Origin of the sequence: Legionella nagasakiensis (assembly GCF_900639915.1) — a bacterium.
Lineage (GTDB): Bacteria > Pseudomonadota > Gammaproteobacteria > Legionellales > Legionellaceae > Legionella_A > Legionella_A nagasakiensis.
Genome location: NZ_CAAAID010000015.1, coordinates 17,783 through 40,015, shown reverse-complemented (window position 1 = coordinate 40,015; position 22,233 = coordinate 17,783). Strand labels below are relative to the sequence as shown.

The following is a 22,233-nucleotide window of genomic DNA, read 5'->3' as shown; positions in this document are numbered from 1 at the left end:
CATGGCAAGTGAGACAATCGGTTTAAGAGATGTCCTGGACACGATATTCGATTCCAGTCAGACCAACATCACCAATAACATCGTTGCAGGAACAGGCAACATAAATAACACAACTTTCCATATTCTTGGAACGGTTGAAGAAACAGCCTTTGGTGTTGATGAATCGCTGGAAATGGCGAAATACCTGTTAAGCATCCTTAAAGCCAAAGATAAATCTCCTATCTTGCTACTGGTTGACGTTGCTGGGCAAAAATTGGCAAGGCGTGATGAATGGTTAGGGATGTATGCTTATTTTGCTCACCTTTTAAAATGCCTGCATCTTGCACGCCAGCAAGGCAATAAATTAATTTCCTTGGTGTATAACCAGGCCATCGGGGGCAGTTTTATCGCTTTTGGCATGATGGCGGATCGCATTTATGCGCTATCGCATGCCAAACTTGCAGTCATGTGGCTTGAGGGCATGGCCAAAGTCACTAAAATCGATATCGATGTATTAAGAAAAATCAGCGAAACCTCGCCCGTGTTTGCTCCAGGCGTAGAAAATTTCAAAAAGCTAGGCGGGCTGCATGAAGTATTAACGCTCGATAAAGTGTCGGCGCGATTATTAAAAACGCTGGAAGAAGATTCTATTGCTCTGGATAATCGGGCCAAATTGGGAGAGCAATACGGCGGTCGCAAGAAAGCATACCAAATCATAAGAGCAATAGAAGGCTTATGATTTATTTAAGGCATCATTTATGCTACTTAAAGAGCCCTGCAACCATGACTGATGGCGAAGAAACGGCGTTTTTTGAACAGTGGGTTGCACAAGGATTTCCACTGATTTGCACAAGGCAGCCCAACCCGTTGCCACCGTCACAGATACAGCTTGCCATTCCCCATGTTGACCACAATACTCAGCGAAAATGCCGCTTTAGTTTTAAAATTGCCAAAAAAAATATTGCAACGGTGGTTGAACTCCCGACGATGGCAGAGGTATTTCCTAATCGATTATTCAAACAAAGCGGTGCGGTTAAAGTATTTGGCTCTTATTGCTGGCAATATTTAACTGGGCAGCCTTATGTGCATTCTGCGTCAGATTTAGATTTGCTCATCCCTTATGAGCAACAATCTCTCCGTGAATTATCTGACTGTTTAATAAACTTAAAGGCTTTATTAAACAGTCAGCGCATTGATGGAGAAGTACGCTTTCAACGGTTTGGGGATTGTGCTTTATTAGAACTTCTAGACTTTAAGACGAACGATATACTGTTTAAGACATTACAAGAGGTAACACTCGTTAGCCGGGATGTTTTATATGCAAATTTTCCAACACTCTCTGCCTAATGCTCATAAGATTGCGCGATATTATGCCAAAATCGCAGTGAGAGCACTCTACGATGAAGTGTCTTTGTATCCCAAGCCCGGGTTGGTCAGTTTTGTTGACAGTGGTGCGCATCAGGATATGAATGGAGCGCTGTTTTTTAGAAGTCTGTTTGGCTTGAGGCATTATTTCTTTAAAGTGGCCTTTCATTCTGCTCAAAGTGCATCATTGCCAAGCTTGGTAAAGTTGGGTCTGGATGCCGAGATAAGAATGCATGCAATAACCCGCGGAGTGAATACCCATCGTGGTGCTATTTTTGCGTTAGGAATTTTATGCGCAACCATTTCTCGATTAAGCTCACAAAAAATGAGATTTTCCACCATCGATTTACAGCAGGCAATTATTGCAGATTGGGCTCAATATTTGCAAGAGGTTCATCGTATTGAAAACACTCATGGCGTATTGGTCAAAAAAAAATATAACGTCCCTGATGCCAGAGACATGGCCATCTGTGGTTATGAACCCGTTTTTAATGTCTTCCATGAGCTTGAAGACATGCGTTTAACAGACAAAACATGGTTTGGTTTGTTCGCTTATAAAAAATTGCTGCTCAGCATTGATGATATTAACATCCTGTATCGTACAGGACCAGATGGCTTAGTTTATGCGCGATATCATATCCAAAAAGCAATTATTCCAAATGACAGGGAAACATCGATTCTTGCAGCCATTAAGCTTCACCGATTATTTTCACAAAACAACATCAGCCCTGGCGGAGTTGCTGATTTATTAGGCCTTGTTTATTTTTTACAGCATGTTTTTTCCGGGCGTGTATCATGAAAATCATCCTTATTTTTGCAGGACAAGGGTATAATGATTCAGAGTTATTTAAACTCTTTCAGGCGGATGAAGACGCTTTAAGTTATCTCAAGGAGCTTTCTGCAGCGGCAGGCTTTAATGTATTAGAAAATCCTTGCCAAATTAAAAATCCTGATTTTACGCAATTACTGATCGGAGCCTATCAATTAACTCTCTACTCAGTGATTTCTTCACTGCTTACCAACGATCAGATAGATGTTGCTGGCTATAGTCTTGGTGAGGTCAGCGCTTTTTTGGCAAGTATAAAAGCAAATCCTAAAGATTCTATTGAGGTTATTACCTATCGCACCCGCTTAATGACATCACTGATTAAAGGCAATCCGCAAGATGAATATGATCTTCTTGCCATTACGGGAGTGTTCGAGGTCGAAGAAATCAAGTCTGTATGCGAAAAATACCATTGTGCGCTTGCTATTGTTGCTTCAGAAGAGCAGTTTATCATAGGCGGTAAACTGTGTGATTTAAAAAGATTGCTGCAGGAACTTGCCACATATCACATGACGCGTTCCAAATTTTTATCCATTCATTTACCGTCGCATACGTCTTTTTATTCACAGCAAGCCAATAAATTTTATCAATTTCTCGAGTCAAAATTTAACGGTTTAACGCTTAATAACCCCGTTCTTAGTCCGCTTGCCCTTAGAAAAATATATAATATTCAAGAGGAAATGCAGTTGCTAGATAGTGAACTTTATTCCACACTCGATTGGCAAAGTGTGTGCAATCTCATTATTGAGTATCAATATGATTTGATCATCGACTTGGGGCCAGGCTCTGCAATGACGTCTTTATTGAAAGCGGCGGCTACCGATGTACTTAATACATCAATTCTTACTATCGCTCATTTTAGTACTTTTGGTGGTATAAAAAATCGAATCAAGCAAATCATCGCAAATCAAAACTGAACTTCATATCTTTATGAGGGATCCCGGCATCCAAATAGACCTCACTGCATACTTCAAATCCCAATGTTTCATAAAAAGGAATGGCATGTGTTTGGGCGCCTAACTTGGCCATGGTTATCCTCTTATTTTGAATCAGATCAGCCAGAATGGTTTGCATCATATATTTTCCCAAGCCTTGGCCTCGATATTTCGCCAGTATGGCAACTCGTTCAATTTTAGCGATATCCTCAATATACCGTATTCGCGCGGTACCAGCCGGCTTTTTATCTAATGTTAAAAGGTAATGCTCACTGTCTTTATCTTTCCCATCCACTTCTTCATGTAAGGGCACGTTTTGACCTTCCACAAAAACCAGTTTGCGAATGTCCAAACACGTCTGAATATCTTGCAAATCAGAAACTTTTTTAATGGCGATATGATTTTTATTCATCTTGTATATGTTTATTCTTAAAAATTAAACGATATGCTTAAAAATAAGTTTAGTAAAACAGAGGTGCTACCATTATACAAGTTATTATTCGTATCTACACTTGTGGCAGGTTTATGGTCGCAGATTGTCTGTCCTGCATTCTGCTTTTGTTTTTGCTGATGCTTCCAAGTCTGCTTCTTCTGCCTCTGCTCCAGTTGAGGTTGCAGCTGCTGGTTCTATTGCAGAAATATCTGCAACAGGCGTGGCACCCATCAGAGTCACCATGGCTTTTGTTTCCTCGCTTAATTCCATGACCTCCGCCATGAAGCTGGGTTGGCAGTCGGTAAATACATAACACTTCGTAGGCATCCTGCGGACAGAATCTAAATTGGTACATAGTGATAAACACGGTTTAAGGCAGTCGATGCATCTAAGTACTTGTATCTGGGTGGGGTGAGATACAAAATCAATAATATTTGAAGGATAAGCCACGATGGGTCTGTCGGCGTATATTCTGGCAATTTTTTGAAATGTTTCTAAATCACCCCAGTCTTGTTGAATAGTCACTACTCCTGCAACGACTCTTTTTACGTACTCTAATGAGTACAGTTTGCTGAACTGTCTAAAATAGGTTGGAGGTTCTACGCCGCCATCAAAACGAACATTATCCATTAACGTATCGAGAATAAATTCCAGAAAACCATCAGATTTATGGAGAAAAATACGCCATGTTTCATCGGGTGGGGATGCTGCAAAAAATGCTTGAATCTGCTTCCATGCCAAATGAGTGCGGCGACTATTATCCACAATGATGACTTTAGGAAAGACATCAGATGTAGCAGCGAGCTTACAGGCAATATCTATGGAGCGAAACAAGGCCGTGCCGACAAGTACAAAGTTCGTATTTATTGTATGCTCTGCAAGTTGTCGATCGGTAAGCGGGGTATCGTTTCCAAGAAAAAAGGGGATGTAATCGCTTGCGTCCTCAACGTTTAATTTGGTTATCTTATAATGGGAACGGGAAGCTATCCCCCGCACGGTTTTTTGAATCCGACGGGCGGCAGCGGATTCTCGATCTTCTTCATCTCCGTTATATTTCGGCATATTATTAATCAAAAATATTAATATATATACATATATGGTTTAACTATTGCCCAATGTCAACTTGGTAAGTATCTTGGGATAACTAAATTTATAAAAGCCGGAGAGATTCTTGAGCGGTCAATAAATTATAGACCTAATCTTGGAGCAGGAGATTCATCCTCTATGGTTTCAGTCCTAAAAATTGTGGCGTCTAGAGAGGCAAGAAAGTTTGTAACGTCGGCATCTGGAAATGTGTCTAAGCCATTATTCAATAATTTTACGGTTTTTCCTCGTGTAGCAACTGCTAGTATTACGGTTTTAAAATCATCAAAATTAAGAAATCCTAGTTTATTATTGCTTAGATTGACCGTTCTGACTGAGCCTGCCATCTCTCTAAAAGCATCAGCCAAGTTGACTGGGCTCATTTTGCCGAGCTGATTAAAACTTAAGTCGATTTCTTTAACAGCTGGTTTGGATGCAAGTAACGTCATCACCCTGGGAAGAAGGGTCGATTCGCTTAATCCAAATCCATTGCCACTTAAGTTAACACAAGCAACATTATCCGGAAGTGATTCTATTTTAGCGGTAAGCTCAGCTGGACTCATGCTCCCCGGTCGATGACTGTCTTTTTTAAATCCTAGCCAACTAAAATCTCCCGGCTGCCTGGGAGGGACACTTGTATCAAAAAATTTAAATCCGGTAAATTCGGCAAGGACCATAGTTATCTCGATATGTATTTTGTTTTTATAATGATCAAATTATATATTAAAAATGTCATTTTGTACTAATTATGAAATTGGAGTTATGACAATGAATTTATCAATTAATTAATCTACATAAAACAAACAGCTGGTATTACAATGTAGGCCACATTACTGTTTTTCAACGAATCAAATTATGTTATCCAATATAATCAATATTATTGTTAGTCTTATAAAAAATCCTAAGGTATATGTTGCTACCATTGCTGGAATAATTCCTGGTGCATTTACAGCCGGTGTCATTGGAGCATTATCTGGCGTATTTATTGGCAATGGATTTGCAATATGTGCTAATTGTACAGATAGTTTATTGGGTCATAATATAAATATCACTTTGGCTGGGCTCATAGGACTTATTATAGGCGTGGTTCTAGGAGGAATTGTCGCGGGTGGATTTATTATCTATAAGATATACAAAGAAACAATTAACCCATCACAACTCGTTTCTCATGAAAATATAATGGAAGTCTTGTCTGCTGCTTTTAGTATTGGGGCAAAGATATCCCTTGGAATGGGTTGTGGGGCAATCATTGGCAGCTTAAAATTGCTTGGCATTGGAACGGTACTGGGGGGAGGTATGGGCGCTTTATGTATGCTTATCTTCTTCATCGTCACTAAGAAAGCCTATTTTTTATAGCAAAATAAAATTTTAGATGGTACGCCTCAGAGAAACTGACTGTTACCATCATCAATTATTAATCTTTTCAGTGAGCGGGGCTTGCATGGGCCAAAGAGATGCATCTGTTTTTTTTATGGTTGATGTTGGGGTGTTCCCTAAATTTTTAAAATATTTTTTAAATTTTTTAATGTAGAAATAGGCGGAGTTACAAGTTAAATCAACAATAATGTATACACCTGCGATGCCTGAAGGAGTAATTGAAGTAGGAGGATAATTGGGATGATTTCCAAGAACAAAATAATAGGACCATGCTGCTAAGGTTGTCCCACATAACTCAATGTAGTACGTTACAGCAAACATGCACAAGTAAAATAAAGGTTTTGTTCTCTGAGACATGATGACAAGAAAAACCATATAACACATGAAACCAGCTACATCTTTTAAGATGAATAACGACATAAAGCAGGTAATAAAAGCAAATTTATGCAAAAATTTCTCTATGGCTACATGATGCTGCCATACAAGAGGTTGTCGGGAAATTTGGAATACGGTGGCATAGATAACAGCATGACCCAAAGGGATATAAATTGGAATATTTTTTAAGTGATATTCATACAAGATCAGAATCTTTGAGCCCATTATTTCCGCGCATAAGCTGGTAATCGTCATCAACAAGACCAGCCAATGCAATCTGCGTTTGGCGGTAAGAAATGTCCAACTGTAAAAAGAAATCATAATAACATTCGTGATATCTTGCCCATGCGGAAAATACTGTTCGAGCCATGGGCTATCTAGGAATGCAAAAAAAGGTGCTCCTAGCAACACTAAAACAATTTGTAATTGCGTGAGTAAGTTGTAATTCATCGATATGATATCGGAGGAAAAATTAATAATTAAAAATCTTATATCCTATTGAATCCTATTTAAAGAACTTCGATCTTTTTAAGAAGAATGAATTAAATCTTAGATAAAGATAATTTAATAATAATTTGGGGATGAATGTAGCTCCTCATAAGCCTGTTCTTCGTTACAAAACCGAACGGTATCCTGAGGTTTAAAACCATGAATTAATGTCATCAGGGGCCGTGTTATCAAACTGATTGTGGATTTAACCAGGCTGATGGCTGAATAAAGAAGTAAAGCACCTGAGCCAATCAAATAAGTCATAGCTAAACGATTGTGGTTCTCATTGTCCTCTTTAGCAAGTCCAAGCTTAATGGATAACGACTGGATTCCTTCCCAGAGGGCTGCGATAGTAAATACAACGGCATTAGCCACCGATAAAACTGGAACGATGACGACCCCGAAGACTTCATCTAAGTAATCGTAACCGTCATACAGCGCTTGAAATATTTGTAAGCGCTCGCGTGTTTGTTCAGCGAGTAGTCTGAATTGCTTACTGTATGATTTCTGCGTCCAGAAATGATCATAGGTAAAGTTGGTTTGTTGTTCCACATACTTTAAGTGATCGCTATAATTTTGCAGAAAACTTTTTTCCGGATCCGGTTTTTTTTGACCGCCAAAGAAGGTGGGCATAATGTCTCCTTTTATCGATGAAGGATAAACGGAAGAAAATTCTATTTGAAAAATCTATTTAAGTAAATGATCGCTGTTCTACTAGACAATGCGAATCTTCTTGTGCACTTGGAACACTTGGCATACTGTCTTCCTGCAAGAAGGCTGTTTCCTCGTCGAGGTTTGGATTAACAAACGACCTCATTTTCAACTTTAAAACGTCTTCTTCTTTTACAAATCCAAAGTATGCAATTAACTCATAGATTTTAATAAGAAGGCCATGAACAGCGGTTGAGTTAAAATCAGAAAAAGCGTGAGAGCATGCAATTTGTAAAGTATTTATCGATTGTTTATCATTTGGGTCAGCATTACTCAGAGCAACTTTTAAGTTTTGTAGTGAAGTCGTATTGCACTGATCCGTGGAGCCAATGATTTTTGCACATTCAGAAATCAGCTCTTTTCTTTTTATATTGAAAATCTCGATTAACTTATCATTGAGCGTGTTAAAGGCTAATTGGCGCAGCTTAAAATTATAACGATGGCAGAGGGCTGAAATTTTATCGGTTGTTTCGGGGAAGAAGTGATGAAGAATACGGCCGAAGGAATAAATATCTGAATGCTCTCCAACCGCACTTTCATTTCCGTATACGTATTCTGGGGCAGTCTGCGGTTGAAAAAATAAGCGAAACCTACTGTAATGTAACGTTTTATCTTCTTCTCTTAAAGGGATAGCCCGTCCCAAGTCAATAATGTTTATAGAAGAAATTGGGTTTGTTGGATCATAGATTATGTTATCCGGTTTTATATCGCGATGAAGATATCCTTTAAGATGTAGTGCGATCATTTGTTCTCTGATTTTCATGGCAATATTTATCTTTTCTATTAAACTTAAGCCATGATTCATTGCTTGTTTCAAGTTGATGCCTTTGAAATAGGGCATGGTGAAATAATGAATATTATCAATTGTAACTACTTTCGATTCGTACCCATAAACGTCAGTGATGGCTCTAGATTCGGCCTCGGCACGCCTGCGATCATGTTCGGATTTGATACAACATTGATGTCCTTCTTGATCTATTGCAAGATAAGCCGTTCCCCAGCATCCACTGCCTAATTTTTTTTTAATTGTAAATCCATAGTCGGAAAATGTTTTTTGAGCAACTCTCATAGTACAAATCCAGTACGAAAAAGTGACAATCATTATACTTTATGGATAAATATTTTACAATATGTAATATTGCAGAATTATACTTCCAGTATGAGAGGTCTCAATTAACAAGAATATCCGCTGGATATTCTTGTTTTTGAATAACAAATTTAATGAAGAACAAACAGGGGTTGCGTTTTTGGAAGCGTTGCCTATGACCCCAGAAGGTGAAAATAATGCGGATTGATTCATTAGCTTTGAGAATAACCAATAAAAAATGTTAAGATTGCTTAACAAACAGCGGTTTCATCCATAGACAAGATCTTACGAACATCGTAGAGTGGAGGCATCTGTAGGGCCTTCTGTCCTTCTCTCTATTGCTTTTTCTAAACGCTCTCGCATGCTTGGATCGGCCTTTGGGTGTTGCTTTAAATATTCCCTGGCTAACTTATTTAAATCAGCGTCTCCTGGTTTTTTTTCTAACGCGGTAGCTAATTCATCAATTTTACTAGCCCGCATATGGCGGGTAAAACTTTTATATTCTGCTTTAACATCGTCAAAATCACGACGGGTAAGTTTATCAAATCCACCTGCACGGACCGCTCTTTGACATAAGAGGATGCCATGAATATTGGCACGAGGATTAGCTATTGTACAATTATCATATTTCTGTGCCCCTTGTGGGAGAGTAACAACAGGAGGCCTATTGCCTGAAATTTGATGAACTTGCCGTAAAATATCATCATGGGGAATGCCCTTATTGACACCATTCATCATGGTATTAATAAATTCAGGAGAAACTTTGCGTAAATCATCTAAACGGAAAATTTGTGTTCCAGCTTCACCGGGCTTTGTTCCAAGGCCACGATTTGTATAAACCAAATAGCCCGAATTAGAACCTGGGCCATCCGGTACAATTGATAATCCCATAACGTGGCCCTTGCATCCAACGGGTATGGTTGTGACTTGTCCTCGTTGAATCCTGTCAGCAATTTCCCGACCTGCTTCTGGATCTCTCTGAGAAGTACTATAGGAAAACGCGGCTGCTTTATTGGAAAAGCGAAAAGCATCTGATATGGCTTGAAAGTCCCTATTAGGATGAGTTCTCGCATAACTTGCTACGGAATCAGTCATGAGTTGATAGGTTGGGGACATGTGAGCAAATTGCGAGAATGTTCCATCGGTACTTGTCATGACTATTCCTAAAACCACACCAAAATTTTTTACCGTATGGAGTTCTTTTCCTTTAAGAGAAGGTGGAGGAGGTAAACCGTAATCCTTTGCGGCTTGGCTATCTAACGCCACTTCAAATGCTGCTTTTTCAATGGGCCCAGCGGTTGCTCCAAAATCCATTAATTGTTTTGCCAGAGCAAAGTTCTGTTGCTGAAATGCATACAACAGTGGCGTTTGCCCTTGAGGATTATAAACTTGGTTGATCGCCTCATTTAAATTATCAAAGCCACTTTCTTTGGCTGCTTTTTGTAATTGTTCTTTTATATCTGGTATAGGTCGCAGGAGTGATTCCTGCAGCAGTTGGATCAGGAAGTTAAAGAATCGCTCATTATCCGCTCTTATTTGATCAGAGTGCATTTTTTGTGCATGCATCTGGTCTTCCATGGCTTTAGCATCGTGAGAAGCGGCATGCATTTTACCTAATAGCTCAAAAGCGTTTGTCATTGAATCCACTGGCATAATAAACTGACTTAAATTTCCATAATATTAATAATAGACTTAATTTTATTTAATAACAGATTTAATTTGCAAATTTAGATGAATGAGCAGATGGGCCAAAGTCCTCGTTTTTCTTTTCTTTTGAAACTTTGTAGTGCCTCATGGTTTTGTGCATGGCTGGTTGCAAGCCATGCAGAAGTTGAATCTTTTACCAAATCATAGGCATGTTTTGTTACAAAAATGCATCACTGTAAATGTTTGCTGAGGCAACGCCGGCAAGAAATATCTTTGTTTTTAAGGTGCTGGTGGTTTCTTGTGGCCCGCAGACATAAACCTGCACATTGGTTGTATTGGTTAAGTGGTGCGATACTTGCTGGGCAATGTTAGCTTTTGGATAGCGTCCGTTAGTGTTTAACACACAAGGGACGTATGCGAAATTTTGGTAAAAAGAGGCCAGGGTTTTCAGTTCTTCAGCATAATAAATATCATCGTCATGACAGCCGCCGTGGATTAATGAAATTTTTCCCTGGTGTTGCTCGCTTAAGGCATTTTTGAGGATTGCAAGCAGAGGGGCAAGTCCGGTGCCAGTTCCAGCCAGCAAGATATCAAAGGATTTTTTTTCCGGATTAAAATAATAACATTTTCCAAATGGGCCGCGAATATGAACCATGGTATCGATGGTTGCTTGTTGTCGAAACCACTGACTCATCTTACCTTCATCTTGCAGCTTGATATGGAGCTCAATATAACCTTCTTTATCCGGCAAGTTGGCAATGGAATAACTGCGGCAAACTCCCTCAGGATTAATCAGGTTAAGGTATTGTCCAGGTATCCAGTTTTGCAGATGCTTTGTTAACAGTTTCACCTGGATAACATTGTAGGTCATCTTGGTGATTTCACTAATTATGGCTTCCTGGTCGCATTCTGCGGCGTCGGGCGACTTTAGCGTAAGACTCCATGATGGCTTTGCCTGACAGGCAAGAAAATATCCTTGAGATTTCATGGTATCGGGCAGGCCTTCCTGCCATTTTTTATCCACAGGACCGTCGGTTGTTTTTATCAAACATCCTTGGCAGATGCCTGAGCAGCAGGAATGAGGATAATCAATGCCGTGGCGTAACAAGCATTCTAATATTGACTCATCTTCACCGGATGTGCAAATCTGATGGTTGTAATAAAGTTCTGGCATGAGGTCACCTGTCCAGTACGTCTGAACGAGCGCTATTGGCAATAGCAGCTACTTTCTGAATGTCGTCCTCATTGGCACCTAATTCCCGTAAGGTTTCTCCTAAATGTTCAATAACAATATCTACATGGGAATCATTCAACCCACGTTTAAGTAAATGGCGATGTCCTGCACGCATGTCTTTTCCTTTGTAATGGTTTGGCCCACCAAAAACCATGGTTAAAAAGCCTTTTTGTTTGATGATTTGTTGCTCCATATCCACATCATCAAAAAAATGACTGACTCGGTCGTCGGTTAACATTTTGCGGTAGAAAATATCAACTGCAGTATTAACAGCCTCTTGGCCACCCAAACGATCAAACAGGGATTCGGACATGGTATACTCTCTTAAAGATGCATTTAAAATACATCTTATAAAAAGAAATAATACACGTCAAGCGATAAACTTAGAGATAACAATGCAATTAACCCAATTTACCGATTATTCATTAAGGGCGTTAATTTATATAGCGCTAAATCCATCCTATATTAATCTGGGAGAGCTGATCCTGAAATTGGAGCCCAATTTTGATTTATTACCCTGCTTTAGCCAGGAGAAAGCGAATTGTTGTATTGCACCGGTATGCGGGCTAAAACGTGTTTTGTATGAGGCAAAAGAAAACTTTATAGCTGTTTTAAAGGAATATACCTTGTCTAATATTGTTCATAATAACATGGAGTTACATCATCTGCTCAATTAACACTTGAAAAGCGCACTATCATTAAATCGGGTTGTTTCTTCTTACTTTTGGGTATGTTATTTTGGATTAAAGTGCATATAACACGGAGCGTTGTCTATGATAAAAATTATTAATCAAGTCTTATTTATTTTAGGGATAATGTGTGTATCTGTCGCCATCGCATCTGAAGCTTCGCCAAATATACAAAAAATTAATTGTCGTACTATCCACGGCAGCAAAGAGTGTGTATTTAAAATTTCAGGTCAACGCTCTTACGTTATCACTAATATGCCTTATGCACTTTGTGCTCAGGCGAAATGCAGTCTTGATACGGTGAACTCTAAAAGAGCCCATTGTAACTGTCCAATTTATGGGTTAAAAAATACAACTTCGGGTTGGAAGTCCATATCTCTCAGCGCAAAAAAGTATGAGCAAGTGAAGCCAAGATATAAGGATCACGCCTTACAACAAGTCACCTCAAATTTTTCTCTTGCTATGGCGGAGTCGCCTGGTCATTTAAACGTAGCGCATACCAGTTGCAAAAGCGACAGTCCCATGCCCTGGGCTAATTGTTTTGGTGTTCGGTGTAGTGTTCATTACGTACCAGTTAATGGTGAAACCACTCCTATGGCTTCCTGTGAATGTCCAGTTGAACAAAGCACGACTTATATCTCCTCTGGTCCAAAGTCCTCAAACGAGTGTGTTTTGAACAAACCTTGGATTTGGTCGGCAGCAGAAGGTCAAAATGGAATAGATCAATTTACGCTGGTAGATCAGTTCTATAAGACTTATGTATCAGAAGAAAAAAGCTAGCTAAAGGAATGTTTATGAACATGAGCCGCAGGCAATTAGATAATCTGAGCTCTGGATATATTGAACGGGAGAATGGTAATGTATTTTATTCCGTGAGTGGTCGAGGCAATCGGGAGATTGTATGGATGCATGGATTGCCACTGCATTCAGACGCATGGTTTCCCCAGTTACTTTATTTCAATAATACTTGTCGCAACTATGTATTTGACTTACGGGGCTATGGACGTTCTTCCAAGCTGCCAACAAATTGCAACAGCGTTACGGATTTATACGTGCAGGATGTATTGGCTATATTAAAGCATTTTCAATTGGTCAATCCTATATTGATTGGTTTTGCTTCTGGAGGACACGCTGCATTGCGATTCGCCGCACTGCATACAGATAAATTGAGTAAATTGATTGTTATCAATGGTTCTCCCTGTTTTATGCGGCACACAGACTGGCCTGGCGGATTCGACGAACCCTTACTCAAGGAGTACATTAATAAAATAGACGCTGCCAAATCAATGGATGAAATTTGGGATATCTTGAGTACTTCGGCAATGAATGAAAGCTGCAGCGCTGGCATAAAAAAACTAAAATCCTGGTATGCTGGCATGGCCGAACAAGCCGGACGAGATACCATTAAAGCTTTTTTTAGCAATGTTGCTTATGATGACGATCGAGCATTGATTGCAAATATCAATGTGCCAACTCTTATTATTAGCAGTCGAATGGGTGAGGAGGTTCCATCAGAGACAGCGTTATTCTTACGCCAGAAAATTAAGAACGCCCAGCTGTTTGAGATAAATGATATTGATCATTATGCTTTTGCAACCCAGTCTGGGTTGGTGAACCGTGTCATTGAGCAATTTATCGAGCCAAGCTGCGATATTATTTTACCGGAACAATAAAATAACCCATAAAAGGAATTTTGGAGAATAGTATGTCGCATTACACGACCCATCAAGCATTTAATGATTTGTTTTTTGATTTCACTGGACACACGCACAGCAACTACCCTTCCAACCAACGCTCTATCGCTCAAGATTTGGCTAAAGTTGTCTCTCAACAGTTAAATTCAGCAGAACAAGGGCCATTGGTGATCGCCAATTCTGTGGGCATTTATGTCTACAGTGGTGAAGCAGGGCATAAGCTTATTAGTTCTGCAGAGTATCGCGCCGCTCCCAACAGTGGATTTTATGAATTGACCAGTATTTCTCATGTTGGACCAGCCATTGCCTATCTTGGGGCATTACAAAAATATGGTGATCTTGCTTGGGAAGATCATATTGAACCCATGATTGAACATTTATCTGTTATTAAAAAAATCAATTCAGCAGCCATGGATGATCATTGGCTTACCAAGCTTCAATGCTACGCGTGGCTTGGAAAAGAATCGCAGATAAAAAACATGATTGACTATGCTTGTTCATTGGCAGGAAATTACTTGGTGAATGTTCGTAAACATAAAGATGTTTTTTGTTCAAAACATTTAATTGAAAATTTTCTTGAGGTACAAACCAAAGCCTATCCAATTCCATATAACACCATCATGATTGCCACTTTTGCACTTGTAGGGTTAAAAAGCCTAAGTGATATTTATTTTGCCCTGAATCACAGAAATATCAATTGGGAAACAGCAAAAGTTATATTACATAACTTGGCTGGTACCAATTATGGAGCGGGAATGACTGCTGGGTCGAACTGGCTGCATGGAGCGATTCAATCCATTACCAAATTAAAACTGGATCCAAAACGGATTTTAATTATGCCCTATGCATCTCTTCCGGAAAATTTAGGAAATGATAGGCTCACGGATACCGAATTTGACCGATTGGCTACGATTTGGGGCAGTATTTTTTCACGTCCTCTTGTGGCTGAAGCCGCGTTTCCACATATTCAGGATATTTTTATCCCTCACCGAACCCCCATTCCGGGTGATTATGAAATAACAAGCGCTGAACAAATTGACCATTTCATCATGCGCTTAAAATTTTCAACCGGCAATATTAAAGAAATGTTGTCCAATACCGTTGGGTTTTGGTTGGCGGGGGAAGCAGTGGATAAACAATGGCAGATACACAGCATGGCCATTCCGGGATTAACTCATGGACTGCCTGCAGGAATATCAAAATATCCTGATCATTCGCCAGATATCCAGCATTAGGAATTCAAATGCGATTGGAAGAATACCAGCGCCTGCAAACCTCCGGGGCTCGAGGCGTCGAATTGTTCACCATCGATCATCACTTCTATTTGGCAATTCCCCAACTCGCGGAAGATGATCTAAATCAAGTAGCAAATATGAATGGTGGCAATAGCGAGATTGATGCACTCATTTATCGATGGGCTGATAATAAATTTGTAGAATTTCAGAGAATTCCAGCGCATGGCTGCGAACACATTCATTTTGCATATTTAGCAGGTCAGCCCGTATTAGCTCTGGCAAACATACGTTCAGGAAAAGCACCGAACTTTAATATGCACACCTGCTCGGGAATTTATAGCTGGAATGGAGCACAATTTTCATTATTGCAACCCATTCCAACTTACGCGGCCAAAAGTTGCTGTCTGTTCAAAATTGAAAACTCGTATTATTTGGCTTTTTCTGAAGGCGTTTTACAGACGACGTCACAAAGCTTGATTTCTGCGAATTCTCATTTGTATCGTTGGCATGGAAACGCTTTTATTCAATATCAAAACCTTCCCAGCCAATGGGGATATGATATTGAGACGTTTTGCATCCACGACAGAATATTTCTTTGCTTGGCTGACAACATAACAAGTTCCGTTATTTACGAATGGAAAGACAATCAATTCGCTCCTTTTCAAACCTTTGCTGATTGTGGTGGTGGAAGGCAATTTAAATATTTCAGCGTTGGAGGTCATCACTGGATTGCTTTTGCAAATCTTTTGCATGAGAGCGTTATTTATCACTGGGATGGGCATCAATTTATCCATCTACAAACTTTGGATGGTGCAGGGGCAAGACATTTTCATTTTCTGGCTGTAGGCGATCAAGTCTTTCTCATTCGTGTCAATTTTATCTCGGGCACACGCGAGAGGCCAAATACGTTGCAGCATTCATGGGTGTACCGTTGGAATGGCCATCAATTCAACCAAGTCATTTCCTTTCCAACTTATGGAGGCACTGCTGCAAAAACGTTTACCTATAATAATGAGTATTATTTAGTCGTTTCAAATAGCTTAAGCAAGGATGTACGCTTCAGAGTAGATTCCATCGTCTATAAATTTAATTTCTGATTTTGAAACAACTACATAAGATAGCTTGCTCCAGCAATTTGAGCTGCATTTTGTTTAGAAAAATATTGAAATTTATATTTTATAAAAGATATAGTTACATGCGAATTACATAATAAAAAGAAAGGTTATGTTTAATCTAAAAGCCACAGCTGCTGCGCTGTGTGCATTTGTAAGCTGTACAACTATCGCTGGTACCATGGGCTGGCGGAGTTACTGTGCGATGTGAACGCAATGCTTGGGGCATTGGTATACAAGCACTCTATTTGAAAAGCTCTTATGGCAATACGCTTGGTTTTCTTGGAATAAGGGAAAACATAACTGGTACACCGCCGTTTGTATCGCAAATTAATCAAGTGGCAGTGCAAAACGTCCCTATGTGGTCTTGGGGATTTAAGCTTGAAGTTTCCTACCATTTTCATACAGGCAATGACTTGAATCTTAATTGGTATCATTTAAATGGTAAAACCACTTCATCCAATGCCGATTTTATTTTTACGTTTATAGAGCGTTCTCTTGATGCAGACAGAGCCTCTTATAAACCGCGTTGGGATGCTGTAAATTTGGAATTAGGTCAGCATGTTGATTTTGGAGAATTTAAAAATATTTGTTTCTATGGGGGCGCGCAATATGCTCGCATCAAGTATAATATTACTTGTACCACCCAGGTAACTCCTGACGACTTCATTCGTGAGTCATATGAATTCACGGGTTTTGGTCCTCGCGTAGGCGCTGACATGTCCTACGACCTGGCGAGAGGGTTTGCTATATACGCGAATAGTGCCATTGCAGCCTTGGCAGGAACTGGAAAATTTCATCGTTTTCTTGGAGCAGTTAATGCTTCTCGCTCCTTTCAAGCGGAGACTAGCAAAGTTGTGCCAGAACAGGTTACCTTTGGCTGAATTACTTTAGTCCTCTTCAAAACAACGCTACGGAGGTCAGTGGGGTAATGAGCGATGCCAATTTTAATGTGCAAGGCCCTTATGCTGGCATAAAGTGGGTAGGAACGCTGGTATAATTCGTCAACTTACATATGAATCCATCAACACTTGGTGATTCTTTTTCATATAAATGGTTTTCACTAAACATGAATAACAGTTCTCTGTCTATAACAAAAACATTATTATAGACAGAGATGCTTAACTGTGTTAATTGATAGCTTTCGTCACATCAATAGCAAGTGGGGCGGGTTGTTCGATAGCAAGTGATTTATTAGAATTAAAATCCACTTTATTGAAATCAATGGCCCGAAGTGCAGGATATTGATAACTTTTAAAATACATCACGCTATGGGTTAAATCTTTTAGTACGGTCCATTGAGTGGTTTCGGTATTTTCTGTCCCTTTTTCTCCACGAACTAATCCATTAGGAATATAAACATTTGCCAGGATATGCTGTGCCAGAACAACAGCTTGTTGCGCATTATTCACTGGCTTTGCAGTTTTGCTTAAAAATGCCATTTTTACAAAACGAGAAGGGGGCGTGGTATCACCTGGTAATCCGATCATGCCTGCCCCTTGACCTGTTGCTGAATATTGATATCCATCAATGTGCAAAACTTTTGGTGAGTAGGGTGATAAATTGACGTAATTTTTTAAATTGGTCATTTGCCAATCAAAGGTGGGGGAGTTGGTCAGGATGCCGATGGGATTATCATAGATAATTGTTTTACCATTGATAAATTCAATGACGATGCTTTGTCCTGATTTATCTGTTACAGCAAAATGTAGTGGAAACGACACTTTTGGATGATCTGGCAGATCCATGGGTTGATCAAATATGGTTAAATCGTTTAAGTCCGTTTTGACAGCATCAATACTGTCAAACTGGCTTAATAGATATGCGCCTAATTGTAAATAAGGAATACCATTTTGAATATTTTCATCCGTCGGTTTTGCGTAAGTTGTATAGCCCGGCAAATAAAGTCCGCTGATGCTTAATCCCTTTTCATTCATGCCATCAACCGCTAAATCAATGCCAAAACCATTCATATATATAAAGCCATATTGACCGTTCCAGCTTTTGCTCATCTTGCCGTTTGGTGCGGTGTTAGTAAAGGTAAACTTAGCAGGAACTGCTTTAATTTGACTATTTAGATTCGGGCCAAATTCCATGGTACGCCCAACAATCAAGGTATTATCTGTCGATTGGACTGTGATATGTGTACAAGCCAGTGCTGTATTGAGTCCGAGCGCCAAAATAACAAGTGATATGAATTTTAACATATTGATATCCTTAGCAATTAATATCAATCATTATAACTGCCTTTTTTCATAATGCCATGGTTGTTTTGGTTTCAAAAACCTTGTTAACATTTAGTGATGAGGTCTGATGGTTATCAGAAGTATTATGATTCATTTCTAATAATTGAGATGTACTACGTTAAACAGAGATGAATGCGAAAGATTCCTTTTTAATGTCTTCATCATGCAGCAAGTTATGAAACTGCTGATCATCAGTAAATAGGCGATGGAGAATGATGGATGGTCTTCTGAGCCATAGACTTGAACAAATATTGGTGCGATACTGCCAATAAAGGCCATGGAGAAATTATAAGCTAATGATATCGCTGTGTAACAACGTGCTTAGAGAGCCAAAAAACCATAGCTGCCAATGGCGCTGAAGCCTTTTCGTAGTAAATATCCTGCTATCCCACTGGAAAGCTGGTTTTTATAAAATAATGCCTTAATGTTTCGTTTTTCTTTGAATGTTTCCTAATAGCCAGTCCTTGCTGACTTCAAGTTCATCGGCGATTTTTTGTATTGAGTTGGGATCAATGGCAACAACACCATTTAACAAGGCTTCCATTTTAAATTTAGGTAATTTAAATAGTTTGGAACATGCTTGCACACGCTCAGTTATTAAACTGGGAACACCAAGTTCATCTAATTCGTGATTTAAACGTGTGGTTAGTATTTTATTAGACATGGTACTCTCCTTTTTTGCTTTTTATCAGTGTAAACCACTAAAGATTAAGGTTTGATTAACAAATGAATTTATCTATGATGATTAAAGTAGAAGATACGATGGGGCAGGTCTTGAAATTAATTCTAGACTGAGAAAGGAGGCGATGGTGATTAATTTCAATTTGGAGCAAGCCATTAACATAGAGTTTATAAACCAAGCAATGGCAGTTGTATGCCCTCATGTATATCTTCTTGTCTTAATTTAATCCCTATGCCTATCAAGCGCACTGGCAGATCTTTTCTGGCAAAACCTTCTTGTATCAATTGACGTAAAATGGCTGAGTCAATCTTATGACTCACTCGCTCAACCGTAGTTTGTTGAAAATTATTAAACTTCAATTTTACAAATAGATTATGAATGCCGAACATTTCACCTGTACGTTGTATTCGCATTTCAAGCCGTGCAATCAGTTCTGGTAAAACGGCCAAGCATGCTTCGCTATCTGGTAAATCTTTTGGGTACGTTTCTTCAACGCTGATAGACTTTCGAATCCGTTCAGGATTGACAGGGCGATTATCGATTCCTCGTGCTAATTCATAAAGTTTCGGACCGATAGTACCAAATTTGTTTAACAAATATTCCGCGGAATATTGTTGCAAATCAGCACAGGTTTTAATATGAAGTGCTCTCAGTTTTTCTTCCATTTTGGGGCCTACGCCAAACAATTTTCGTACTGGTAAATCAAGAACAAATGCTGCAACATCTTCTGGTCTGATAACCATTTGATCATTAGGTTTGTGCCAGTCACTGGCGATCTTTGCAAGACTCTTGTTGGGGGCAATTCCCGCACTTGCAGTGAGCTGTCTTGTTTTATAAATTTGGGTACGTATTTCCTGCGCAATCCAGGTGGCACTTCCCTGACATCGTGTGGATTCAGTAACATCAAGATAAGCCTCATCTAATGATAAAGGTTCAATGATGTCGGTATAGTCTGCAAATATGGCTCTAATGTATTGGCTTTCCTTCCGATATATATCCATGCGCACTGGCTGTAAGACTAATTCACGACAAAGTTTAAATGCATGCGCTGTTGGCATGGCGGAGTGTACGCCGAATTTGCGGGCAGCATAATTACAAGTTGCTATGACTCCACGACGTGTTGTATCTCCTCCTACAGCGATGGGTTTATGCGCGATCTCGGGAAAATCACGCATTTCAATGGCGGCATAAAAACAGTCCATGTCAATATGAATAATTTTTCTTGTAGGATTCATTTTCAATAGTGTAGCCTGTGTAGTCCGGCTGCTTGCAGCCGGGATTGAGGTAATTTCAAATAAACCATTTATTTAGCGTGTTGCCAGTAATTTTATAAAATATATAATTTATAACAAATAATTTTTGTGCCAACAGAAAGGGTAATCGCTTTTTCTTGGACTCACTTTTTTGAAATTAATTTAACGAAGAGCTTGGATTTAGTTCCATAGGCTGTACATTCGTTTGTTTCTTAGTGCTCTTATGGATCCAATAAATGAGTACAGTCCCCAAAAGAGCACAGACTGGAATAATGAGCAGCGCATGCTGGTAAGATTGAAGACTGTATTGTCTTAACCCTTGTTCGGTTAAGGCTCCTTCCCAATAAAAATCCATGGTTTTACCGATTAAGGTATGAAAAAATGAGCCGCCAAACATATTGATGCAATTTAAAAAGGCCACTGTCACTCCCAAATATTGATAAGGGACGAGCGTGGCACCTGCTGCAAACACAATGACTTGATAGCAGCACATCAGCCCTATCATAAAAAATAGAGTGCCAAGTAGCCATGAATTATTTATATTGTTAGAGAGTAGCCCCAGGAAGACAATGGCCAATCCAAGTCCACAAGCCTCTATCACAGCATAGTTTCCTGATTTTTTACTCAGGAAGGCAAGCAATGGACCGCCAAAGAGCATGCCCATAAAAATAAAGGAGATGAGTAGAGCCGCATCAGATTTATCAAAACCATAGGCGGTTGTTAAATAGGGCACACCCCAAACATCAGCGAAACCCTCCAAAGCGCCTACCATTAATAAATTAGCCATTGCCAGAACCCATAATTTCCAGGAAGACAATAAAACAGAAAAATAGGAGAGACTTATTGTATTAACTTTGGCTGTTTTAGGATTTCTTGGAGCACGTAAAACTAAATAAGTAAAAATCCCTATGCCTATAGAGCATGCAGCAAGTAATAAACCTACATAGTGTCCACCATGGTTCGAAATTAATTGAGTTAATGGTTTGCCACCATAGATTGCTCCCAAAAGACCCACACTAAATGAAAATCCAATCATTTTGGAATATTGAGCACTGTTGAACCATTCCGAGACAACTTTAGATACTCCCAAAAAACCGACTGCCGAACCACAACCAATTAAAAATCGGCTCAACAAAGCCAGGTAAAAATTGTTGGTAGAGATAAAGAGTAAGGCACCTATTCCACAGAGTAGAGCAAAAGTAAAAATAACGGTTCGAGTGCCAAATTTTTCAAGCAACAGTGCCATGGGAATTTGCATTCCTGCATATCCGTAGTAATAAAATGCGGCTAATAAGCCAAAACTGGCGGCATCAATTGAAAATTGAGCCATTATTTCTTGCATCATCAATCCAGGCCAAAGACGCAAGATAAATTGCAGAGCAAAAAACGATAGGGGAAGAAACCACATGATAAAAGGTAAGTAATTATTCTTTGAGTTAAAAAAATTAGTTTGAGTCACAATGCCTCTCCAGTATTAATAATCAGTCATTTCAAAACACCCGATGCCTTCTCCCTAGAGAGGTACGGGGATGTAAATAGCTGACCGCTCTAGGGTAAAGAGGGCAAAATAATAATAATGACTGCAGAGGTTGTTATAGATAAAGAATCATGGCACCGTACCACCGTAGGGGAAACGACAGAACAGTTGTTGCTTTTGTTTGTGCCGCAATGATTCATATTGGGATTGATTTGGTTAAATTACATCTGTTAATGGCTCAAAATAGCAAGCTGGGCTTAATTTTGTCAATAGCATTTGATTCAAAAATTCGGATTATTGTCCA

Annotated in this window: 23 protein-coding genes and 1 pseudogene; 11 read left to right on the top strand and 13 right to left on the bottom strand. The window is 39.4% G+C overall.

The window, feature by feature from the left end; translation table 11 throughout:
• Position 1: 1 nt before the first annotated feature.
• The 4 genes from mdcE to E1O52_RS11335 are packed head-to-tail and all read left to right on the top strand — an operon-like array spanning position 2 to position 3,087.
• The gene (gene mdcE, locus E1O52_RS11350) at positions 2-718 is read left to right on the top strand and encodes a biotin-independent malonate decarboxylase subunit gamma (protein WP_133128826.1); all 717 of its coding nucleotides are present in this window, start codon (positions 2-4) and stop codon (positions 716-718) included.
• Positions 715-1,326 carry a malonate decarboxylase holo-[acyl-carrier-protein] synthase gene (gene mdcG / locus E1O52_RS11345; RefSeq protein ID WP_133128825.1) on the top strand — a complete coding sequence of 204 codons (612 nt, stop codon included), beginning with the start codon at positions 715-717 and terminating at the stop codon, positions 1,324-1,326. Before mdcE ends, mdcG begins: the two co-directional genes overlap by 4 nt.
• Positions 1,298-2,143 (top strand): triphosphoribosyl-dephospho-CoA synthase MdcB, encoded by an 846-nt coding sequence (locus tag E1O52_RS11340; RefSeq protein WP_133128824.1) that lies wholly within the window; start codon positions 1,298-1,300, stop codon positions 2,141-2,143. The genes mdcG and E1O52_RS11340 overlap by 29 nt, the downstream gene beginning before the upstream one ends.
• Positions 2,140-3,087, top strand: a complete 948-nt coding sequence (locus tag E1O52_RS11335; RefSeq protein ID WP_133128823.1) for an acyltransferase domain-containing protein — start codon at positions 2,140-2,142, stop codon at positions 3,085-3,087. Before E1O52_RS11340 ends, E1O52_RS11335 begins: the two co-directional genes overlap by 4 nt.
• On the opposite strand, the gene E1O52_RS11330 is transcribed toward E1O52_RS11335, so the two are convergent.
• The 3 genes from E1O52_RS11330 to E1O52_RS11320 form a co-directional block, all read right to left on the bottom strand.
• Positions 3,068-3,517 carry a GNAT family N-acetyltransferase gene (locus E1O52_RS11330; protein WP_133128822.1) on the bottom strand — a complete coding sequence of 150 codons (450 nt, stop codon included), beginning with the start codon at positions 3,515-3,517 and terminating at the stop codon, positions 3,068-3,070. The genes E1O52_RS11335 and E1O52_RS11330 overlap by 20 nt on opposite strands.
• A gap of 111 nt (positions 3,518-3,628) precedes the next feature.
• On the bottom strand, positions 3,629-4,600 hold the full coding sequence (locus E1O52_RS11325; RefSeq protein WP_133128821.1) for a hypothetical protein: 972 nt from the start codon (positions 4,598-4,600) through the stop codon (positions 3,629-3,631).
• 125 nt (positions 4,601-4,725) lie between these two features.
• Positions 4,726-5,298 (bottom strand): hypothetical protein, encoded by a 573-nt coding sequence (locus tag E1O52_RS11320; RefSeq protein WP_133128820.1) that lies wholly within the window; start codon positions 5,296-5,298, stop codon positions 4,726-4,728.
• 178 nt (positions 5,299-5,476) lie between these two features.
• On the opposite strand from E1O52_RS11320, the gene E1O52_RS11315 reads away from it, so the two are divergent.
• Positions 5,477-5,977 (top strand): hypothetical protein, encoded by a 501-nt coding sequence (locus E1O52_RS11315; protein ID WP_133128819.1) that lies wholly within the window; start codon positions 5,477-5,479, stop codon positions 5,975-5,977.
• A 51-nt stretch (positions 5,978-6,028) separates the two neighbouring features.
• Here E1O52_RS11315 and E1O52_RS11310 read toward each other — a convergent pair whose 3' ends face one another.
• The 6 genes from E1O52_RS11310 to E1O52_RS11285 all read right to left on the bottom strand — a co-directional run bounded on the left by E1O52_RS11310 (position 6,029) and on the right by E1O52_RS11285 (position 11,854).
• Positions 6,029-6,823, bottom strand: a complete 795-nt coding sequence (locus E1O52_RS11310; protein ID WP_207384202.1) for a hypothetical protein — start codon at positions 6,821-6,823, stop codon at positions 6,029-6,031.
• Between the two features lie 114 nt (positions 6,824-6,937).
• A complete protein-coding gene (locus tag E1O52_RS11305) occupies positions 6,938-7,495 on the bottom strand; it encodes a hypothetical protein (RefSeq protein ID WP_133128818.1) in 558 nt (185 codons plus the stop codon).
• A 58-nt stretch (positions 7,496-7,553) separates the two neighbouring features.
• Positions 7,554-8,642 (bottom strand): protein kinase domain-containing protein, encoded by a 1,089-nt coding sequence (locus tag E1O52_RS11300; protein WP_165474802.1) that lies wholly within the window; start codon positions 8,640-8,642, stop codon positions 7,554-7,556.
• A gap of 303 nt (positions 8,643-8,945) precedes the next feature.
• Positions 8,946-10,298 carry a Dot/Icm T4SS effector AnkD/LegA15 gene (gene ankD / locus E1O52_RS11295; protein WP_242602238.1) on the bottom strand — a complete coding sequence of 451 codons (1,353 nt, stop codon included), beginning with the start codon at positions 10,296-10,298 and terminating at the stop codon, positions 8,946-8,948.
• 226 nt (positions 10,299-10,524) lie between these two features.
• Positions 10,525-11,481, bottom strand: a complete 957-nt coding sequence (locus E1O52_RS11290; protein ID WP_133128815.1) for an FAD-binding oxidoreductase — start codon at positions 11,479-11,481, stop codon at positions 10,525-10,527.
• Positions 11,482-11,485: 4 nt separating this feature from the next.
• Positions 11,486-11,854, bottom strand: a complete 369-nt coding sequence (locus E1O52_RS11285; RefSeq protein WP_133128814.1) for a group I truncated hemoglobin — start codon at positions 11,852-11,854, stop codon at positions 11,486-11,488.
• Positions 11,855-11,936: 82 nt separating this feature from the next.
• Between E1O52_RS11285 and E1O52_RS11280 the strand changes: the two genes are divergently transcribed.
• The 6 genes and pseudogenes from E1O52_RS11280 (at position 11,937) to E1O52_RS11255 (ending at position 17,271) form a co-directional block, all read left to right on the top strand.
• A complete protein-coding gene (locus E1O52_RS11280) occupies positions 11,937-12,218 on the top strand; it encodes an Rrf2 family transcriptional regulator (protein ID WP_133128841.1) in 282 nt (93 codons plus the stop codon).
• A 96-nt stretch (positions 12,219-12,314) separates the two neighbouring features.
• Positions 12,315-13,010, top strand: a complete 696-nt coding sequence (locus tag E1O52_RS11275) for a hypothetical protein (protein ID WP_133128813.1) — start codon at positions 12,315-12,317, stop codon at positions 13,008-13,010.
• 14 nt (positions 13,011-13,024) lie between these two features.
• The gene (locus tag E1O52_RS11270; RefSeq protein WP_165474800.1) at positions 13,025-13,903 is read left to right on the top strand and encodes an alpha/beta fold hydrolase; all 879 of its coding nucleotides are present in this window, start codon (positions 13,025-13,027) and stop codon (positions 13,901-13,903) included.
• A 32-nt stretch (positions 13,904-13,935) separates the two neighbouring features.
• Positions 13,936-15,159, top strand: a complete 1,224-nt coding sequence (locus tag E1O52_RS11265; RefSeq protein WP_133128811.1) for a DUF5624 domain-containing protein — start codon at positions 13,936-13,938, stop codon at positions 15,157-15,159.
• An 8-nt stretch (positions 15,160-15,167) separates the two neighbouring features.
• The gene (locus E1O52_RS11260) at positions 15,168-16,256 is read left to right on the top strand and encodes a hypothetical protein (protein ID WP_133128810.1); all 1,089 of its coding nucleotides are present in this window, start codon (positions 15,168-15,170) and stop codon (positions 16,254-16,256) included.
• Positions 16,257-16,471: 215 nt separating this feature from the next.
• Positions 16,472-17,271 (top strand): annotated as a pseudogene (locus E1O52_RS11255) (Lpg1974 family pore-forming outer membrane protein).
• 130 nt (positions 17,272-17,401) lie between these two features.
• On the opposite strand, the gene E1O52_RS11245 reads toward E1O52_RS11255, so the two are convergent.
• The 4 genes from E1O52_RS11245 to E1O52_RS11230 form a co-directional block, all read right to left on the bottom strand.
• Positions 17,402-18,478: a linear amide C-N hydrolase gene (locus tag E1O52_RS11245; protein WP_133128808.1), complete on the bottom strand. Its 1,077-nt coding sequence runs from the start codon at positions 18,476-18,478 to the stop codon at positions 17,402-17,404.
• Positions 18,479-18,938: 460 nt separating this feature from the next.
• Positions 18,939-19,181, bottom strand: coding sequence for a hypothetical protein (locus tag E1O52_RS11240; protein ID WP_133128807.1), 243 nt, complete (start codon positions 19,179-19,181; stop codon positions 18,939-18,941).
• Positions 19,182-19,366: 185 nt separating this feature from the next.
• Positions 19,367-20,434: a DNA polymerase IV gene (gene dinB / locus E1O52_RS11235; RefSeq protein ID WP_133128839.1), complete on the bottom strand. Its 1,068-nt coding sequence runs from the start codon at positions 20,432-20,434 to the stop codon at positions 19,367-19,369.
• A gap of 175 nt (positions 20,435-20,609) precedes the next feature.
• Positions 20,610-21,860 carry an MFS transporter gene (locus E1O52_RS11230; protein WP_133128838.1) on the bottom strand — a complete coding sequence of 417 codons (1,251 nt, stop codon included), beginning with the start codon at positions 21,858-21,860 and terminating at the stop codon, positions 20,610-20,612.
• Between the last annotated feature and the right edge of the window lie 373 nt (positions 21,861-22,233).

Excerpts from the sequence above, each read along its gene's own strand:
- E1O52_RS11310 (WP_207384202.1), bottom strand. The coding sequence starts at position 6,823 with ATGAATTACAACTTACTCACGCAATTACAAATTGTTTTAGTGTTGCTA.
- E1O52_RS11290 (WP_133128815.1), bottom strand. The coding sequence starts at position 11,481 with ATGCCAGAACTTTATTACAACCATCAGATTTGCACATCCGGTGAAGAT.
- E1O52_RS11340 (WP_133128824.1), top strand. The coding sequence starts at position 1,298 with ATGCAAATTTTCCAACACTCTCTGCCTAATGCTCATAAGATTGCGCGA.
- ankD (WP_242602238.1), bottom strand. The coding sequence starts at position 10,298 with ATGACAAACGCTTTTGAGCTATTAGGTAAAATGCATGCCGCTTCTCAC.
- E1O52_RS11265 (WP_133128811.1), top strand. The coding sequence starts at position 13,936 with ATGTCGCATTACACGACCCATCAAGCATTTAATGATTTGTTTTTTGAT.
- E1O52_RS11245 (WP_133128808.1), bottom strand. The coding sequence starts at position 18,478 with ATGTTAAAATTCATATCACTTGTTATTTTGGCGCTCGGACTCAATACA.
- E1O52_RS11260 (WP_133128810.1), top strand. The coding sequence starts at position 15,168 with ATGCGATTGGAAGAATACCAGCGCCTGCAAACCTCCGGGGCTCGAGGC.
- E1O52_RS11330 (WP_133128822.1), bottom strand. The coding sequence starts at position 3,517 with ATGAATAAAAATCATATCGCCATTAAAAAAGTTTCTGATTTGCAAGAT.
- E1O52_RS11270 (WP_165474800.1), top strand. The coding sequence starts at position 13,025 with ATGAACATGAGCCGCAGGCAATTAGATAATCTGAGCTCTGGATATATT.
- mdcE (WP_133128826.1), top strand. The coding sequence starts at position 2 with ATGGCAAGTGAGACAATCGGTTTAAGAGATGTCCTGGACACGATATTC.
- E1O52_RS11305 (WP_133128818.1), bottom strand. The coding sequence starts at position 7,495 with ATGCCCACCTTCTTTGGCGGTCAAAAAAAACCGGATCCGGAAAAAAGT.
- E1O52_RS11335 (WP_133128823.1), top strand. The coding sequence starts at position 2,140 with ATGAAAATCATCCTTATTTTTGCAGGACAAGGGTATAATGATTCAGAG.
- mdcG (WP_133128825.1), top strand. The coding sequence starts at position 715 with ATGATTTATTTAAGGCATCATTTATGCTACTTAAAGAGCCCTGCAACC.
- E1O52_RS11320 (WP_133128820.1), bottom strand. The coding sequence starts at position 5,298 with ATGGTCCTTGCCGAATTTACCGGATTTAAATTTTTTGATACAAGTGTC.
- dinB (WP_133128839.1), bottom strand. The coding sequence starts at position 20,434 with ATGAATCCTACAAGAAAAATTATTCATATTGACATGGACTGTTTTTAT.
- E1O52_RS11230 (WP_133128838.1), bottom strand. The coding sequence starts at position 21,860 with ATGTGGTTTCTTCCCCTATCGTTTTTTGCTCTGCAATTTATCTTGCGT.
- E1O52_RS11280 (WP_133128841.1), top strand. The coding sequence starts at position 11,937 with ATGCAATTAACCCAATTTACCGATTATTCATTAAGGGCGTTAATTTAT.
- E1O52_RS11300 (WP_165474802.1), bottom strand. The coding sequence starts at position 8,642 with ATGAGAGTTGCTCAAAAAACATTTTCCGACTATGGATTTACAATTAAA.
- E1O52_RS11240 (WP_133128807.1), bottom strand. The coding sequence starts at position 19,181 with ATGTCTAATAAAATACTAACCACACGTTTAAATCACGAATTAGATGAA.
- E1O52_RS11285 (WP_133128814.1), bottom strand. The coding sequence starts at position 11,854 with ATGTCCGAATCCCTGTTTGATCGTTTGGGTGGCCAAGAGGCTGTTAAT.
- E1O52_RS11275 (WP_133128813.1), top strand. The coding sequence starts at position 12,315 with ATGATAAAAATTATTAATCAAGTCTTATTTATTTTAGGGATAATGTGT.
- E1O52_RS11325 (WP_133128821.1), bottom strand. The coding sequence starts at position 4,600 with ATGCCGAAATATAACGGAGATGAAGAAGATCGAGAATCCGCTGCCGCC.
- E1O52_RS11315 (WP_133128819.1), top strand. The coding sequence starts at position 5,477 with ATGTTATCCAATATAATCAATATTATTGTTAGTCTTATAAAAAATCCT.